11 protein-coding genes are annotated in these 16277 nt (G+C 39.5%); 5 read left to right on the top strand and 6 right to left on the bottom strand.

The window, feature by feature from the left end; all coding sequences use genetic code 11:
- Positions 1-69 precede the first annotated feature (69 nt).
- Both AM608_RS02680 and AM608_RS11985 read right to left on the bottom strand, forming a co-directional pair.
- Entirely contained in the window at positions 70-2580 is a 2511-nt protein-coding gene (locus tag AM608_RS02680; RefSeq protein ID WP_053580677.1) for a hypothetical protein, read from the bottom strand.
- 36 nt (positions 2581-2616) lie between these two features.
- Positions 2617-2865, bottom strand: a complete 249-nt coding sequence (locus AM608_RS11985) for a hypothetical protein (protein ID WP_157466230.1) — start codon at positions 2863-2865, stop codon at positions 2617-2619.
- Between the two features lie 204 nt (positions 2866-3069).
- Here AM608_RS11985 and AM608_RS02670 point away from each other — a divergent pair, with 204 nt between their 5' ends.
- Positions 3070-5193, top strand: coding sequence for a Tex family protein (locus tag AM608_RS02670; protein WP_053580676.1), 2124 nt, complete (start codon positions 3070-3072; stop codon positions 5191-5193).
- Between the two features lie 152 nt (positions 5194-5345).
- Here AM608_RS02670 and gltX read toward each other — a convergent pair whose 3' ends face one another.
- From gltX to AM608_RS02655, 3 genes are read right to left on the bottom strand one after another with little or no spacing between them, the layout of a single operon-like run.
- On the bottom strand, positions 5346-6848 hold the full coding sequence (gltX, locus tag AM608_RS02665) for a glutamate--tRNA ligase (protein WP_053580675.1): 1503 nt from the start codon (positions 6846-6848) through the stop codon (positions 5346-5348).
- A gap of 6 nt (positions 6849-6854) precedes the next feature.
- The gene (locus tag AM608_RS02660; protein ID WP_009419941.1) at positions 6855-7517 is read right to left on the bottom strand and encodes a hypothetical protein; all 663 of its coding nucleotides are present in this window, start codon (positions 7515-7517) and stop codon (positions 6855-6857) included.
- Positions 7518-7567: 50 nt separating this feature from the next.
- On the bottom strand, positions 7568-7927 hold the full coding sequence (locus AM608_RS02655; RefSeq protein WP_002672262.1) for a YraN family protein: 360 nt from the start codon (positions 7925-7927) through the stop codon (positions 7568-7570).
- Positions 7928-8108: 181 nt separating this feature from the next.
- Here AM608_RS02655 and AM608_RS11980 point away from each other — a divergent pair, with 181 nt between their 5' ends.
- Positions 8109-8501 carry a hypothetical protein gene (locus AM608_RS11980; protein WP_157466228.1) on the top strand — a complete coding sequence of 131 codons (393 nt, stop codon included), beginning with the start codon at positions 8109-8111 and terminating at the stop codon, positions 8499-8501.
- 122 nt (positions 8502-8623) lie between these two features.
- On the opposite strand, the gene gyrA is transcribed toward AM608_RS11980, so the two are convergent.
- On the bottom strand, positions 8624-11149 hold the full coding sequence (gyrA, locus tag AM608_RS02645; protein ID WP_009411091.1) for a DNA gyrase subunit A: 2526 nt from the start codon (positions 11147-11149) through the stop codon (positions 8624-8626).
- Positions 11150-11504: 355 nt separating this feature from the next.
- On the opposite strand from gyrA, the gene AM608_RS02640 reads away from it, so the two are divergent.
- The 3 genes from AM608_RS02640 (at position 11505) to nagB (ending at position 16155) form a co-directional block, all read left to right on the top strand.
- Positions 11505-12452 carry a glycosyltransferase family 2 protein gene (locus tag AM608_RS02640; protein ID WP_053580674.1) on the top strand — a complete coding sequence of 316 codons (948 nt, stop codon included), beginning with the start codon at positions 11505-11507 and terminating at the stop codon, positions 12450-12452.
- A gap of 30 nt (positions 12453-12482) precedes the next feature.
- On the top strand, positions 12483-13961 hold the full coding sequence (gene cysS / locus AM608_RS02635; protein ID WP_053580673.1) for a cysteine--tRNA ligase: 1479 nt from the start codon (positions 12483-12485) through the stop codon (positions 13959-13961).
- 250 nt (positions 13962-14211) lie between these two features.
- Entirely contained in the window at positions 14212-16155 is a 1944-nt protein-coding gene (gene nagB, locus AM608_RS02630) for a glucosamine-6-phosphate deaminase (protein WP_053580672.1), read from the top strand.
- Positions 16156-16277 lie beyond the last annotated feature (122 nt).

Here is a 16277-nt window from a genome sequence, read left to right as displayed (position 1 = left end):
AATGAGGCGCAAAGATACTAAAATAAAAGTGAATGACAAGCCATAAAGCAACAAATACTATAAGCTGACTTAGTTTTCATTCTTTTCTTTCTCCAAGAATTTCTCTTTGTCTTTGCGAATTTGTACCAATCGGTAGTTTTCAGTGGCTATAACAAAAGCAGATAGTTTGTTTTTCTCCAAGAACTCTTTCAAATCAGTAACAATGCTCTGAGCTGAATAAGCATCGCGGATATTATGAACTACCAACCAAGTTTCATCGGCATTATAGAGGTCTTCTGAAAGGGTAAGTACCTCAGAAATTGCCTTTAATTTCTGGGTAAGTTGTTCTTTTATAGTTGTACGTGTCTCAGAAACCGTACCTGTAATAACTACTTTCCATTTCGTAGCCTTATCGTCAGTAACAAAATCTTCGGTTTCTACATCTTTAAGCTCATCTAATAGATTTTTAGCCTCTTCACTTTCAGCAGTGGCAGGATAGTTAGTCGCTATCTGTTGTAACTGCGCTTGGTAAGGAGCAAGCCCCTCTAAACGTGCCGTTGTTTTGGCTTGCAACAGTGCGATAGCAGGAGCTACTGAAGTTTCACGATACTGCGCCCCTTCTGTTTGCAACTGGTGAGCCGTCTCGATAATTTCACCCCGATTGTATTGAGCCATAAGGGTATCAACAAAAACTTGTGCCTGTTTATTGCGCTCTTGTTGTGAGGTTTCGCTTCCTTGCAATAGTTTTGCATAATCGGTATTAGGATAGTTAGCAAGTAGTCGCCCTTTGATGGTTTCAGCTTTGGGGTTATGAGTATCAGTGTAATTCTTTTGGAGCTCATAAAGTGTAACTACTTCTAATTCGGGAGAAGGATTGTTGGCAAGAACACGTTCTAAACGTTGTATAGCCAATTCATTTTCACTGAATTTAGAGCGATAGAGCACGCCCAACTGGTACAAGGCTTTATTTCTATCGATGTTAAGTTGAGCGATTTCGGCTTCGGTCTTAGGAAGTTGAGAAAGATAAGTATCGGGAGTTTCTACTTCTTTTTTAGCTATTTGTTGTGTAGTAGCTGAGACAGTGAGGTTCGCCACAGTAGCATTCCCCATACTCGACCAACGCCAGTTATCCTCCAATTTGCGGTCTCCCCAATATTGTTGAAACTGTTGTTTCCCATAAGCTACACTCATCGGATTGTAGAAATAAAACTTGCCACCCTTTTCAGTAGTAGCATCGGGCATCGTTACCCCCATACCTGTATTGGCAACCTTTTTATTGTGTTGCTTTTGTGTGCGAAGAGCAATTGCTTTCTGTACAGAATCAATATGTTTTTGGTAATACGCACGACGTTCTGTCTCTGGCAAGCGCATAACTTTTAATACGCTATCATTTTTCTTAACGACGTATTCTAACTCAGCAATCTTAGACAAGTTATCTCTTTTTCTGCGAATAAAAAGATGTTCAAAGGTATGTTCAGGGATATAAGTAAGAGTACTATCCAAATGCTGGTAAGCTCCCGTATAGTCTTTTTGGTCAAAAAATAATTCAGAGAGACGTGTATGAGCTTTTGCTTTTAACGGATTGTTATTCTTATTGTTGGAAAGAGAACTACGATAAAAATCGGTAGCCAAACGCTTATCATCGTCTTTTAAAAGTTCGCCGTGAGTGTAGTAAAGCACATCGAGATAGTTTTTGTGCTCATAACGGCGTTCAAGTTTGGTAAGGTAAGCTAAAAAATCAGCTTTTTCTTCAGGGGTAAATGTTTTGTTGCGAGCCTTTCCTGCTTGGGCTTCTACCCATAGCTTACGCGGAATCTTCCAGTTTTGCTTCACAACCTTTTCAAAAGCTACTTCGGCAGAGTCTTTTTGATGCTGTTTTTCATAAAGCTGAGCTGCAATAAAGTAATATCTACCGCGTAAAGCCTTATTACGAGTGTATTTACCAGCATTGTAAAGCGCATCGGCAGCCTCAGGATATTGTTCTTGGTTAATATAAGCCTGTCCTAAGGTAGCATAGGCTTCAGCTCTATCATTTTTGCGTAATTTAGGATTCTCTTTTAAAAATTCAGTGAGTTTTTCTATAGCAATTTTATCTTTACCTAAACGGAGATTAGCTTTTTGTGCCCAAACCGCTGCTTCAGGAATACGCTCGCTCGTTCCGTAGTTCGTAAGCAGGTGATTAAAAGCCTCTAAGGCAGGAAAGAAACGCTCATCGTAATAACGGGCTTGACCGAGTAACATATAAGCGTCGTCAATTTTATAGTTGCGTTGTACTCCTTTAAAAACCATAGAGTGTTTCTGAATGGTTTTAATAGCTTTTTCTTCAGCACGTTGAAAATCAGCATTACCTGTACCATCTAATTGCACTTTTCCTGTCATACCAATAGGCTCTACCGGTAGAATTTCACTAAAATTATCTTGATATTTTTCGCGTAGTTCATTAAGACCTTTGGCATATGCTTCCTCCCCATTAAACAGTACATTATACTTGGTAACAATAGGTTGCATCTGACGGTTATAATAGGTATTAGCATTAGGTGTACAAGCTAAATATAGCAAAAAAACAACTAAAAAACTACTGTATAGTAAAACTCTTTTCATACTTTTTCATAAGTGCTGTTACAGAGTGCGAAAGTACTACTTTTTTTTAAAAGAGCGAAATATTATTTCAAAAAAATAAGTTTTCTCTACCAAAGCACCGCTTTGTATACAGTTTAGATATATTTTTACTCTTGTTATCCTTCGTTCATTGTTCGTCTTTTGTTCGTCCTTTCTTCGTCTTTTGTTTATCTGCCCGTGCGGCTCGCACCGTCTTTTGTTCGTCTTTTGTTCGTCCTTTCTTCGTCTTTTCTTCGTCTTTTGTTTATCTGCCCGTGCGGCTCGCACCGTCTTTTGTTCGTTAATTGTTTATCTGCCTGTCGTGCTACGACCTCGCACCTGGCTGTCGTGCTACGACCTCGCACTGTCATTGATTTAGTATTATTGGCATTATTGGCATTGTGGTATTAAAAGACATTTGCTAATCTGCTAATTCTTCAATATCTTTGCACCTTCAATTTAAAAACACTGTTAAATCGATAACGCATTAGTATGACAAACATTCAATATATAAAAGTCCAAACACAACTACCTGAAAAAGCTATTGAAAACACACTTTCACTATTAACCGAAGGCTGTACTATTCCCTTTATTGCACGCTATCGAAAAGATAGCACTCAGAATTTAGATGAAGTAGCCATTGAGCATATTGCCAAATCCCAAGCTGATTACGACAATATCTGTAAACGCAAAGAAACGATTCTCTCTTCTATTGAAGAACAAGGAAAGCTTACAGACGAATTGCGCAAACGTATTGAGAACTCTTTTGAGCTCAATGAATTAGAAGACCTATACCTGCCTTACAAAAAACGTCGTAAAACCAAAGCCGATGTAGCCAAAGAAAACGGCTTAGAACCTCTTGCAAAACAGATAATGAGTCAGCGTGTAACCGACTTGGAACTATTAGCAGGGCGTTACCTTTCCGACAAAGTGCCTACTGAAGAAGAAGCTTTACAAGGGGCTTCGGATATTATAGCTGAATGGATTAACGAGAATACGTTTATACGTCGCACTCTTCGCCGAATATTTCAGCGCAAAGCAATCATCAGTAGCGAAGTAGTTAAAGGTAAAAACGAAGAGGAAGAAGCTCAGAAATACGCTCAGTATTTCGATTGGGAAGAAGCCCTTAACAAAGCACCCTCTCACCGTGTATTAGCAATGTTGCGTGCCGAAAAAGAAGGATTTGTAAAACTAAAAGTACAAGTAGATAGTGAAGAAACCTTACCTTTTATGGAAGAAAACATCATAAAGAGTAGGGGAGAAGTAGCCGATTTCTTGAAGAAAACGGTAAAAGATAGCTACAAACGCTTATTAGAGCCTTCTATTTCCAACGAAACACTACAAGAGGCAAAAGATAAAGCCGATGCGAAAGCTATCAGTGTGTTTGCCGAGAACCTCTCACAGTTGTTATTAGCGTCTCCTTTGGGTGAAAAGCGCATTTTGGCTATTGATCCAGGATATCGTACAGGTTGTAAGGTAGTGTGTTTAGATGAAAAAGGCGACCTTTTGCATCACGATGTTATCTACCCTCACGCTCCCCAAAATGATATGACTATGGCTACCAAAAAGCTCAGCACAATGGTTTCTCAATACAATATCCAAGCCATTAGTATAGGCAATGGTACTGCTTCTCGTGAAACAGAGTCGTTTGTAAGAAGTATTGCTTTCCCTAAAAAGGTAGAAGTATTTGTGGTGAGTGAAGCAGGAGCATCGGTCTATTCAGCTTCTAAAATAGCTCGCGATGAGTTCCCCGATTACGATGTAACTGTACGTGGGGCAGTATCCATAGGCAGGCGTCTTGCCGACCCATTAGCTGAATTAGTGAAGATAGACCCTAAGAGCATAGGAGTAGGTCAATACCAACACGATGTAAACCAGTCGTTATTGAAAGAGGAGCTCGATGCAACCGTAGTGCGTTGCGTGAATAAGGTAGGGGTAAACCTCAACACAGCAAGCAAATCACTACTCAGTTATGTATCAGGGATAGGAGAGAAGATGGCTGAAAACATAGTAGCTTACCGCTCGGCTAATGGTGCTTTTAGTAAGCGAGAAGACTTAAAAAAGGTACCTCGTTTGGGTGATAAAGTATACCAGCAGGCAGTAGCTTTCTTACGTGTACACAACAGTGAGAACCCGCTCGATAATTCAGCAGTACACCCCGAAGCCTATCCTATCATCAAACAAATGGCGAAGGACACGGGTATCTCAGTTGCACAACTTATAGGTAACAAGCAAGCTATTGCCACTATTGATATTCAAAAGTACAAAACAGATAAGGTGGGTGAACTTTATTTGAAGGACGTATTAAAGGAATTAGAAAAACCAGGGATCGACCCTCGTACTACTGCTAAAGCCTTTGCCTTCGACCCTAATGTAAAAACCTTTGATGATGTACGTATAGGAATGATATTACCTGGTATAGTAAACAATATTACTGCCTTTGGTTGCTTTGTGGATATAGGTGTTAAAGAAAGTGGATTGGTACACATCTCTCAACTGAAAGAAGGTTATGTTTCTGATGTAAATGAAGTAGTTAAACTCCACCAACAAGTGCAAGTAAAAGTTATAGAGAAAGACGAAGTGCGCAAACGCATTTCACTAAGTATGGTGTGGTAATGATTAACAATGGGAACACTCACAATTTGCAGTAGATACAAACGCTATAAAGTACCTCCTCAAACACGGTTCGTATTATCAGAATAAAATAAGCCTGTATGAAAAACTTTTCATACAGGCTTATTTCAAATTGCTATTCTGCTCTATATATGTTACTTTTCTGCTGAAAGAAGTGTGTCTAAACGGCGTAGTGTTTCCTCTTTGCCAATCACTTCTATAATATCGAATACGTGAGGTCCTTTGAGTTCACCTACTAAGGCTAAACGCAACGGAGGCATCACTTGTCCAAAGCCTAAGCTTTTAGTTTCCATATATTGTTTTACTGCTTCTTCTAAAGCTACTGAGGTGAAGTTAGATGTGTTTTTAAGTACCTCACTTACTTCTTTTACGATTTCAGGAGTTTGCTCTTTCCATTGTTTTTTGAGTGCCTTTTCGTCGTACAGAGCAGGAGCTTCAAAAAAGAATTTGCTAAGTTCCCAGAAATCACTTACAAAGGTAGCACGCTCTTTGATGAGACCAACTACTTTCTCTATCGTAGCCATCGGAACTGTAACGCCTCTTTGGGTAAGGTCTTTTTGGAAAAGGATAGCTAATTCTGCATTAGGCTTCATTTGTAGGTATTGGTGGTTGAACCACTTTATCTTTTCAGGGTCAAAGCGAGCACCTGCCTTATGTACTTTTTCCAAATCGAAGAGTTGCACGAGTTGCTCGACAGTGAAGATTTCTTCATCGGTACCAGGATTCCAACCCAAGAGTGCTAAAAAATTGATAAGTGCTTCGGGGAAATACCCTTCTCCACTAAAACCTTTGAGGGTTTCGCCATTCTCTGTCCAATCCATTGGGAAAACAGGGAAGCCTAATTTGATACCGTCACGCTTGCTGAGCTTACCATTACCCACCGGTTTGAGGATAAGAGGTAAGTGTGCAAAAGCAGGGGCTTGCCAACCAAAAGCGCAATAGAGCAAAAGGTGCAATGCCATAGAAGGCAACCACTCTTCACCGCGTATCACGTGAGTGATTTCCATTAAGTGATCGTCTACGATATTTGCCAAGTGGTAAGTAGGCATTCCATCGCTTTTAAAGAGTACTTTATCGTCTAAGGTACTCGTATCAATAGTTACTTCACCACGAATCATATCGTTCATTTTTAGCTGTTCGTTATGTGGCATTTTAAAGCGAATCACATACTCATCGCCACGCTCTAAGCGTTGTTGTACTTCTTCTTTGCTAAGTGAAAGTGAGTTTTGCAAAGCATCACGTGTAGCCCAATTGTATATAAAGGTCTCTCCTTTGGCTTCTGCTTCCTTGCGAGCTGTATCTAATGCCTCAGCAGTATCAAAAGCGTAGTATGCCCAACCGTTATTGATAAGGGTATCGGCGTATTGTTTGTATAACGGTTTGCGTTCACTTTGGCGATAAGGGGCGTGTTTGCCTTCTTTGCCTACTCCCTCGTCGTAAGTAAGACCTAACCAATTGAGGGAATTTATGATGTACTGTTCTGCGCCTTCAACATAGCGATTTTGGTCGGTATCTTCTATGCGAAGTAAAAAATCACCGCCGTGCTTTTTGGCGAACAAATAATTAAATAGGGCGGTACGTACGCCTCCGATATGCAATGCTCCCGTAGGACTGGGAGCAAATCTAACTCTAACCATTTATTTTTATAATAATTTTAAATCTTTAATTACTTTGAAAGCTATATCGATTTGGTTTTCAGGGATTACGATAGTAAATTCGTTGGCGGTAGAAATCACCTCGTTCATATTCACTCCCTCCCAAGCCAAACGTTGGAATATAAAATAATAAATGCCCGATACTGAGACGTTTTCTTCGGGAAGTTTTACACTGATAGCTCCTAAATCGGTGAATTTGTGTAAAATGCGTTCCTTCTTAAAGATATTCTCAACAATAGACTCCATTGAGTTACTGACAATAATATTTGCTTCATTTACCCCACGAGTAGTAGCGTAGAAGATATCTCTATTATTTTTGATTTTATTGAGTAGCTGAGCCTGAGCATTCATAAAGGTCTCAGAGGTTAAGAAAGTATAGTCGGTTAAATTTGAACGAACAATAATATCGCCTATATTCTTCAATACTTTTACAATACGATGAGTAGAGCGAAACTCCATATCTACTGAAAGGCGTTTGAGAGCCATAACAATAGCCCCATTGCGCACTTCACGCTGAGTAGTTTCAGCTTGTATATCCTTACGTATGATACGAGCCAAAGAAGTAAGGTTAATAATCCCTTCTGAAAGAGCGGTTTGTAAGAAAGGTTTTGATTTGATATAGTGCTCGACGGCTGATGCTATTGTTTTCATTTGTATTGGATATTATAAATTTATTAAAAAGTAATTGGGGGCATAAATCATTAAAAAGGATAAAAAGCGTCTTCTATGTAGTTTAAGCTAAATTCTGCATTGTTTTTTACGATGGATATAATATCGAATTGTATTTCTACATCTAAGTCTTTTTTCTTTATATAAAAATCAGTAGCTTTCACTAATAGTTCTATCTTTTGCTGATTTACAAAGCTCTCGGGTTCACCATAAGCACTTGAACTACGTGTTTTTACTTCTGTGATATGCAAAATATTACCTTTTTGCGAAATGATATCAATCTCGGCGTGCCCAAACCTAAAATTGCGTTCTAAAATAGTATGACCTTTTTCAATTAGGAAGTTTACGGCATCTTGTTCTCCTTCATTTCCTAAATCGTTGTGCATTGCCATAATAAGCGTTGGTTTTATAATTTAACGCCAAAAGTACAAAATTTAATATATGTAACAAAAAAATATTAGTTTTTTTTCATTTCTATAAGTTGAGGGGGACTAAGCTATTTGATATCACAATACTAATTATTAGGTAAAAGGTAAAAGGTAAAACAATGCGAGGTCGTAGCACAACAGGTAGATGAACGAACAAAAGACGAACAAAAGACGAACGATGAACGAACAAAAGACGAACAAAAGACGAACAAAGAACGAACAAAGAACGAACAAAGAACGAACAAAGAACGAACAAAGAACGAACAAAGAACGAACAAAGAACGAACAAAGAACGAACAAAGAACGAACAAAGAACGAACAAAGAACGAACAAAGAACGAACAAAGAACGAACAAAGAACGAACAAAGAACGAACAAAGAACGAACAAAGAACGAACAAAGAACGAACAAAGAACGAACAAAGAACGAACAAAGAACGAACAAAGAACGAACAAAGAACGAACAAAGAACGAACAAAGAACGAACAAAGAACGAACAAAGAACGAACAAAGAACGGTGTGAGCCACACGGGCAGATAAAGAAAAGATGAACAGTGGTTAAAGGAATAGCGGAGGTAAGGTGGGTAGATTAGGGTAGAAAAAAAGCCCGTAATACGCAGTATTACAGGCTTTTTTAATTTAATTAATTATGAACACAAATTTTATTCTTGAGTATTTAAAGGTTCATTATCATTAGTAGGAGCTTCTTCAGTGCTCTCATCGTCATCTTCTTTCATTACCTTAGTAACGGCGGCAATAGAGTCTTTACCTTTGATATTGATGAGTTTTACGCCTTGAGTAGCACGTCCTAAAATACGAAGGGTATCGATTGATAAACGAATAGCAATACCTGATTTATTGATAATCATCAAATCTTCACCTTCTAATACGCTTTTAATGGCTACTAACTGACCTGTTTTCTCGGTAATAGAAATGGTTTTTACCCCTTTACCACCACGGTTAGTAATACGATATACGGCTTCGTGTGTTTCGGGGTCATCAATATAGGAACGTTTACCATAACCGTTTTCTGATACTACCAATACAGTCTCTTCGCGTGGGTTTTCAATAGCAATCATACCTACTACCTCATCGTTTTCAGTATCTAAGTCGATACCACGAACCCCTTGCGAATTACGCCCTACGGCACGCACTTTGTCTTCGGCAAAACGAATCGCACGACCTGATTTCACGGCTAACATCAACTGGCTACTGCCTGAGGTAAGTTTTGCTTCGATAAGTTCGTCACCTTCTTTAATAGTGATGGCATTGATACCATTCTGGCGTGGACGAGAGTATTCTTTGAGAAGCGTTTTCTTAACAATACCCTTTTTAGTAGCCATAATGAGGTAATTGTTGCTGATGTAGTCTTCATCTTTGAGGTTTTGTACACTCACGAAAGCCTTAATCTTATCATCGGATTCGATATTGATAAGGTTTTGTATAGCACGACCTTTGGCAGTTTTGCTACCTTCTGGTATTTCGTATACACGCATCCAGAAACACTTACCTTTTTGAGTAAAGAATAATAAATATTGGTGATTAGAACTTACAAAGAGGTGTTCTAAGAAATCTTGGTCGCGTGTGGTAGAGGCTTTTTGTCCTACACCGCCACGGCTTTGGGTCTTATATTCACTAAGCTGAGTGCGTTTGATATAGCCTGCGTGTGAAATGGTAATTACCATTTTATCATCAGGAATCATATCTTCTACACTGAATTCGCCCCCTGCGTATTCAATAGTAGAACGACGCTCATCGCCATACTTCTCTTTTATTTCGAGTAGTTCTTCCTTAATAATTTCGGTACGACGTTCTTTGCGAGCTAAGATATCTTCTAAATCGCGTATTTCAGCCAACTTTTCTTCGTATTCTTCTTTTGTTTGTTGGATAAGAACCTTATTGATACGACGTAGTGCTAACGCCAAGATAGCTTCGGCTTGTACATCGGTAAGGTCGAATTCGGCAATTAAATCTTCTTTAGGTTTATCGTGGAAACGGATAATCTCAATAGCTTTACCCATAGTGTCCTCGGTTGCCATCACCTTCATATACCCTTCTAAAATATGAATACGCTCTTTGGCTTTGCGAAGTTCATAGTCGGTACGCCTATACACTACGTCATAACGGTGTTCTACGAAGTGAAAGATAAGGTCTTTAAGGTTTAACAACTGAGGGCGCCCTTTTACTAAGGCGATGTTATTAACACTAAATGAGGTTTGTAGCTCGGTATGCTTAAAGAGATTGTTGAGCACTACATTAGGCACAGCATCGCGTTTGAGAATATAAACGATACGTATTTTACCACGAGCTGATTCATCGCGTACATCGGTGATACCCTCTAACCTACCTTCTTTTACGAGGTCAGATGTTTTTTTCAAAAGCACAGATGTATCGACTTGATAAGGGACTTCGGTTACTACAATACAATCTTTACCTTTTATTTCTTGAAACTCAGCTTTGGCACGAATGATTACTCGTCCGCGTCCTGTTTTGAAGGCTTCTTTTACGCCTTCATAACCATAGATAATACCTCCCGTAGGAAAATCAGGAGCTTTGATGTATTTAATGAGTTCATCGATTTCAATATCGTTATTGTCGATATAAGCAATAGTTCCATCGATAACTTCATTAAGGTTATGAGGAGCCATATTGGTAGCCATACCTACTGCGATACCTGCTGAACCGTTCACCAATAGGTTAGGGATGCGTGTAGGGAGTACGATAGGCTCTTCACGAGAATCGTCATAAGTAAGTTGGTGGTCAACTGTCTCCTTGTCGATATCTGAGAGCATTTCTTCGGAGAATTTACGCATACGGGCTTCGGTATAACGCATTGCGGCAGGGGGGTCACCACCCATTGAACCGAAGTTACCTTGTCCGTCTACAAGCATATAGCGTAAACTCCAATATTGTGCCATACGCACCATAGTATCGTAAACAGCTGTATCGCCGTGAGGGTGGTATTTACCGAGAACCTCACCCACAATAGCAGCCGACTTTTTATAAGGGCGATTGCTGAGCACTCCCATATCGTACATACCGTAAAGTACACGGCGGTGTACAGGTTTTAAACCATCACGAACATCGGGCAATGCACGTGAAACGATTACCGACATCGAATAATCGATATAGGCAGATTTCATTTCATCGCTGATGTCTACAGGAATCAGTTTTTCTCCTTCTGTCATAATATATTAATAGGTATCTGTTATATAAATTAGCGTGCTAAGATACAACCTTTTTTTATATTGGCAATAAAAAAATGTTTGTTTTTTCATCATTAAACTGTAAGTGTTTGATAGTAAGTGTAAAAATAACTTATAAAAAATTAATAGAAAAGAAGAAAAATAGTGCTATAGATTAAGTAAAAGAGCCTCTGATAGGTGAAAATGCGGTGTTATTATCTATAAAATTGTATTTTAAAGTGATTAACCTTATATCATTCATATAAACAAGTTATATGGTGATAAAAATGAATTTATTTGCTACATTTATTGGTATTCATTATTAATTTATTACTTTTGCACTTCAAATTCTTATAAGATGCAAATATCAATCGTTATACCGCTTCTCAACGAACAAGAATCGCTACCTGAACTTTATCAGTGGCTACACAAAGTACTCACTGAACACCGTTATTCTTATGAAATTATCTTTGTAGACGATGGTAGTACTGATAATTCTTGGCAGGTAATCAAAGAGTTATCGGGTAAAGATACTAATGTACAGGGTATTCGTTTTTTGCGTAATTACGGCAAATCACAAGCACTGCACGCAGGTTTCAAACAAGCACAAGGTGAAGTGGTGATTACTATGGACGCCGACCTGCAAGACAGTCCAGATGAGATTCCTGCTCTTTATAATATGATTACCCAAGAGGGGTATGACCTTGTATCGGGTTGGAAGAAAAAACGTTATGATTCGGTATTGGCAAAAAATCTGCCTTCTAAACTCTTCAACTGGGCAGCGCGCAAAACCTCTGGTCTCACCCTTCACGATTTCAATTGCGGACTTAAAGCCTACAAACAAGAGGTTGTAAAGAATGTTGAAGTATCAGGTGAAATGCATCGCTATATTCCTGTATTGGCAAAGAACGCTGGTTTCAACCGCATTACCGAGAAAGTTGTACAACACCAAGCCCGCAAATACGGTGTGACCAAATTTGGTATGAATAGGTTTATCAATGGTTTTTTAGACCTTATCACCATTAGTTTTCTATCCCATTTCGGTAAACGCCCGATGCACTTCTTTGGAGCATTGGGAGTACTGATGTTCTTTATAGGTTTTTTGTTTTCGGCTTACCTTGGTATTGATAAATTATTTATCAATCCACACGGTCGCCTTATTGCTGATAGACCTCAGTTTTATCTTGCCCTTACCACTATGATCATTGGTACACAACTATTTATTGCAGGTTTTTTGGGAGAAATCATTTTAAAGACTAAAAGTAACGAAGAGAGATACAAAATTAGGGAATTAACAAATCAGTAAATTAGCAAATTAGTAGATAATATAACAGTAATGGAACATCAATTAAAAATATTTAATTCCTTAACAGGAGAAAAAGAAGTGTTTGTACCCTTACACGAAAACAATGTAGGAATGTACGTATGTGGCCCTACTGTATACAGCAATGTGCATTTAGGCAATGTGCGCACCTTTATGTCGTTTGATTTTGTGTATCGTACGCTTAAATTCTTAGGTTACAAAGTGCGCTATGTACGCAATATCACCGATGCAGGTCACCTTACAGATGATGGTGATGTGAACAACGACCGCTTTGTAAAACAATCACGTCTCGAAAAACTCGAACCTATGGAAATTGTACAGAAATACACTGTAGATTTCCACAAAGTATTAGAGATATTTAATTTACTGCCTCCTACTATTGAGCCTACCGCTACAGGGCATATATTGGAGCAAATACAGCTTACCGAAAAACTCTTAAAAGACGGATTTGCTTATGAAAGCAATGGTTCTGTGTACTTCGATGTACTTGAATACAACAAACGCGGACTCAATTATGGGGAGCTCTCTCGACGCAATATAGAAGAGCTCTTTGCCAATACTCGTGATTTAGATGGGCAAGGCGAAAAACGCAATCCTCAGGACTTTGCGCTCTGGAAGAAAGCCTCTCCTGCCCACATTATGCGTTGGGCATCACCTTGGGGCGACGGCTTCCCAGGTTGGCACTTAGAATGTACGGTGATGAGTACCAAATACCTCGGTAACCAATTTGATATTCACGGAGGCGGTATGGACTTAAAGTTCCCGCACCACGAATGCGAAATTGCACAAGGTAAAGCAGGTCACGGCGAAAGTCCCGTACGCTACTGGATGCACGCCAATATGCTCACAATGAATGGGCAACGTATGAGTAAATCTACTGGTAACTATATATTGCCTATGGAACTCATCAGCGGAGAGAATACTTTTTTTGAGAAACCTTTTGCTCCTGCTGTTATTCGCTTTTGCTTTATGCAAGCACACTACCGTAGTGTACTTGACATTTCTAACGAAGCAATGCTCGCTGCCGAAAAAGGCTTTAACAGACTTATGGAAGCGATAAAGATATTGAATGAACTTACTACTGATACAGAGCTCCCAACTTCGCTCCCTATAGCCGAATGGAAACAAAAATGCTACGATGCACTATTAGACGATTTCAATTCACCTATACTCATAGCCCATCTCTTTGAAGCTGTAAAGTGGATATTTCAAGTAAAAAATGATGAAGAGAGAATCTCAGTAACAGAGCTCAAGGAGTTGAAAGAACTGATGAATGCTTTTGTTTTTGATGTATTGGGGTTACAAAGTGAGCAACAAACGGCTAATAACAATGACAAGCTCGACGGGGTGCTCCAGTTGCTTATCAATATGCGAATGGAAGCTCGTGCCAATAAAGATTGGGCGCTTTCTGATAAAATTCGTGATGAACTCCTTGCATTGGGTATTCAGCTCAAAGACGGTAAGGAGGGAACGAGTTATAGTATAAATTAAAAACAACTGTTGCGGTTGAAACAAAGAGCTCAGTAGTACTTAATTCAGAGAATGTAGAAATTCGTCTTTATGGTGATTATTAGGTGTTTAATAATTTGATTTATGAACCAAATTATCTATGCTTTAAGTTCTTAGAATGCTCTATAAAAAGATACTATAAAGAAATGTTAAATTTATTTGTGTAATTTGTAAAAAAGAAATACTTTTGCAGGGTCAAAACTGAAATTATAATAATTATTCATTAACAAAAATGAGAACACATATCAGAAAAGAAGTTTCATCAATTGCTCATCAGCCTGCTGGCTCCGTTGAGGAAACTCGTTTCGAGAAAATCTACAACGTTGTTTTCTCGAACTCAGTAACCGCTTCAATTAGTGTCGCACACGAAATCGCCGACCTTATCAAAAAGAAACAAGCCGAAGGCAAAAAATGCATATTAGGCTTAGCCACTGGCTCCTCTCCAGTAAAAGTTTACGACGAACTCGTGCGTATGCACAAAGAAGAAGGTCTTAGCTTCAAAAACGTAATTACCTTCAACTTAGACGAGTATTATCCAATGGAAAAGCAGGATATTCAAAGTTATTGGTACTTTATGCACGAGCACCTCTTCAACCATATTGATATCCCTAAGGAAAATATCAATATCCCTGACGGAACAGTACCTCACGACGAATTAGAAGCTTATTGTGCTAATTACGACAAAAAAATCGAAGAATGTGGCGGACTCGATTTCCAACTCCTCGGTATCGGTCGTACCGGTCACATCGGCTTCAACGAACCTGGTTCTAACCGCAATTCTGGTACCCGCATCATCACTCTAGACCACATCACTCGTTCCGATGCTGCCGAAACCTTCCACGGTATCGACAATGTGCCTCGTCAAGCCATTACAATGGGTATCCGCACCGTGTTGAAAGCACACCGCATCGTATTGCTCGCTTGGGGTAGCAGTAAAGCCTCTATCGTAGCCAAAGCTGTAGAAGGCGATATCACTGCCGAAGTACCTTCAAGCTACCTCCAACTTCACGAAAACACTACTTTTGTATTAGACGAAGAAGCAGCCGCCGATCTCACTCGTATCAAAACCCCTTGGCTCGTTACCGATGTACAGTGGAACGAAGACCTCAAAGCTAAAGCTATCGTTTGGCTTTGCGAACACCTTAATAAAACAATCCTCAAACTCACCGATTCCGATTACAACGAGTACGGTATGTCCAAACTCTTGGCAGAATCAGGTCCTGCTTACGATTTGAACATCGCTATGTTCAACCGCTTGCAACACACCATTACTGGATGGCCAGGAGGAAAACCTAATGCCGATGATACCAACCGCCCCGAACGTGAACATCCTCATAAAAAACGCGTAATCATCTTCAGTCCTCACCCCGATGACGACGTGATTTCTATGGGAGGTACTTTCGACCGCCTAGTTTCTCAAGGTCACGAAGTACACGTAGCTTACCAAACTTCCGGTAACTTTGCCGTATCTGACCACGAAGCGCTTAAATTCGCCGAAGTATTCAAAGATATAGCCAAAGAAAACAAAACTGAAGTAGCTGTAATCAACGAGATTATTAGCAACATCACCAACAAAAAATCCAACGAAATCGATAGCCTCCTCGTACGCCAACTCAAAGGCAACATCCGTCGCCACGAATCATTGGCTGCTACACGCTACGAAGGAGTTCCTGATAAACACGTACACTTCCTCAACTTGCCTTTCTACGAAACAGGTGGCGTGAAAAAGAACCCTATAGGCGAAGCCGATATCAAAATCATTATGGATTTGATTGAAGAAGTAAAACCTCACCAAATCTATGCTGCAGGTGACCTCGCCGACCCTCACGGAACTCACAAAGTATGTCTCGATGCTATCTTTGCTGCTTTGAAGAATTTGAAACACAAAGATTATATGAAAGACTGCTGGGTATGGTTATACCGCGGTGCTTGGCACGAATGGGATATCCACGAAATAGAAATGGCTGTACCTATGAGCCCAGCACAAGTACTCAAAAAACGTCAAGCCATCTTCTTCCACCAATCTCAAAAAGATGGTGCTATGTTCCAAGGAGACGACTTGCGTGAGTTTTGGCAACGTGCCGAAGCTCGTAACAGCGAAACCGCTCGTCGTTATCGTAATTTAGGCTTCGCCGACTATGCCGCTATCGAGGCTTTCAAACGTTACTTCTTCTAAGAATTTGATAGGTTTTTATAGAAGTAACTTTTCTAAAAAGTTTTAAAAGATTGTTATCAATCTGAAAAATAATGAGGCTATCTGATAAGAGATAGCCTCATTTTATTTGGTGTCTTGCTACG

Origin of the sequence: Capnocytophaga sp. oral taxon 323, assembly GCF_001278825.1 — a bacterium.
Taxonomy (GTDB): Bacteria; Bacteroidota; Bacteroidia; order Flavobacteriales; family Flavobacteriaceae; genus Capnocytophaga; species Capnocytophaga ochracea.
The sequence above is the reverse complement of the archived record's forward strand: the minus strand, read 5'-3'. Positions and strand labels throughout refer to the sequence as shown.

What these genes read in the sequence shown, in the direction of transcription:
- nagB (WP_053580672.1), top strand. Translation starts at nt 14,212, where the DNA reads ATGAGAACACATATCAGAAAAGAAGTTTCATCAATTGCTCATCAGCCT.
- AM608_RS02680 (WP_053580677.1), bottom strand. Translation starts at nt 2,580, where the DNA reads ATGAAAAGAGTTTTACTATACAGTAGTTTTTTAGTTGTTTTTTTGCTA.
- AM608_RS02640 (WP_053580674.1), top strand. Translation starts at nt 11,505, where the DNA reads ATGCAAATATCAATCGTTATACCGCTTCTCAACGAACAAGAATCGCTA.
- AM608_RS11980 (WP_157466228.1), top strand. Translation starts at nt 8,109, where the DNA reads ATGAACGAACAAAAGACGAACAAAAGACGAACGATGAACGAACAAAAG.
- AM608_RS02670 (WP_053580676.1), top strand. Translation starts at nt 3,070, where the DNA reads ATGACAAACATTCAATATATAAAAGTCCAAACACAACTACCTGAAAAA.
- gltX (WP_053580675.1), bottom strand. Translation starts at nt 6,848, where the DNA reads ATGGTTAGAGTTAGATTTGCTCCCAGTCCTACGGGAGCATTGCATATC.
- AM608_RS02660 (WP_009419941.1), bottom strand. Translation starts at nt 7,517, where the DNA reads ATGAAAACAATAGCATCAGCCGTCGAGCACTATATCAAATCAAAACCT.
- AM608_RS02655 (WP_002672262.1), bottom strand. Translation starts at nt 7,927, where the DNA reads ATGGCAATGCACAACGATTTAGGAAATGAAGGAGAACAAGATGCCGTA.
- gyrA (WP_009411091.1), bottom strand. Translation starts at nt 11,149, where the DNA reads ATGACAGAAGGAGAAAAACTGATTCCTGTAGACATCAGCGATGAAATG.
- cysS (WP_053580673.1), top strand. Translation starts at nt 12,483, where the DNA reads ATGGAACATCAATTAAAAATATTTAATTCCTTAACAGGAGAAAAAGAA.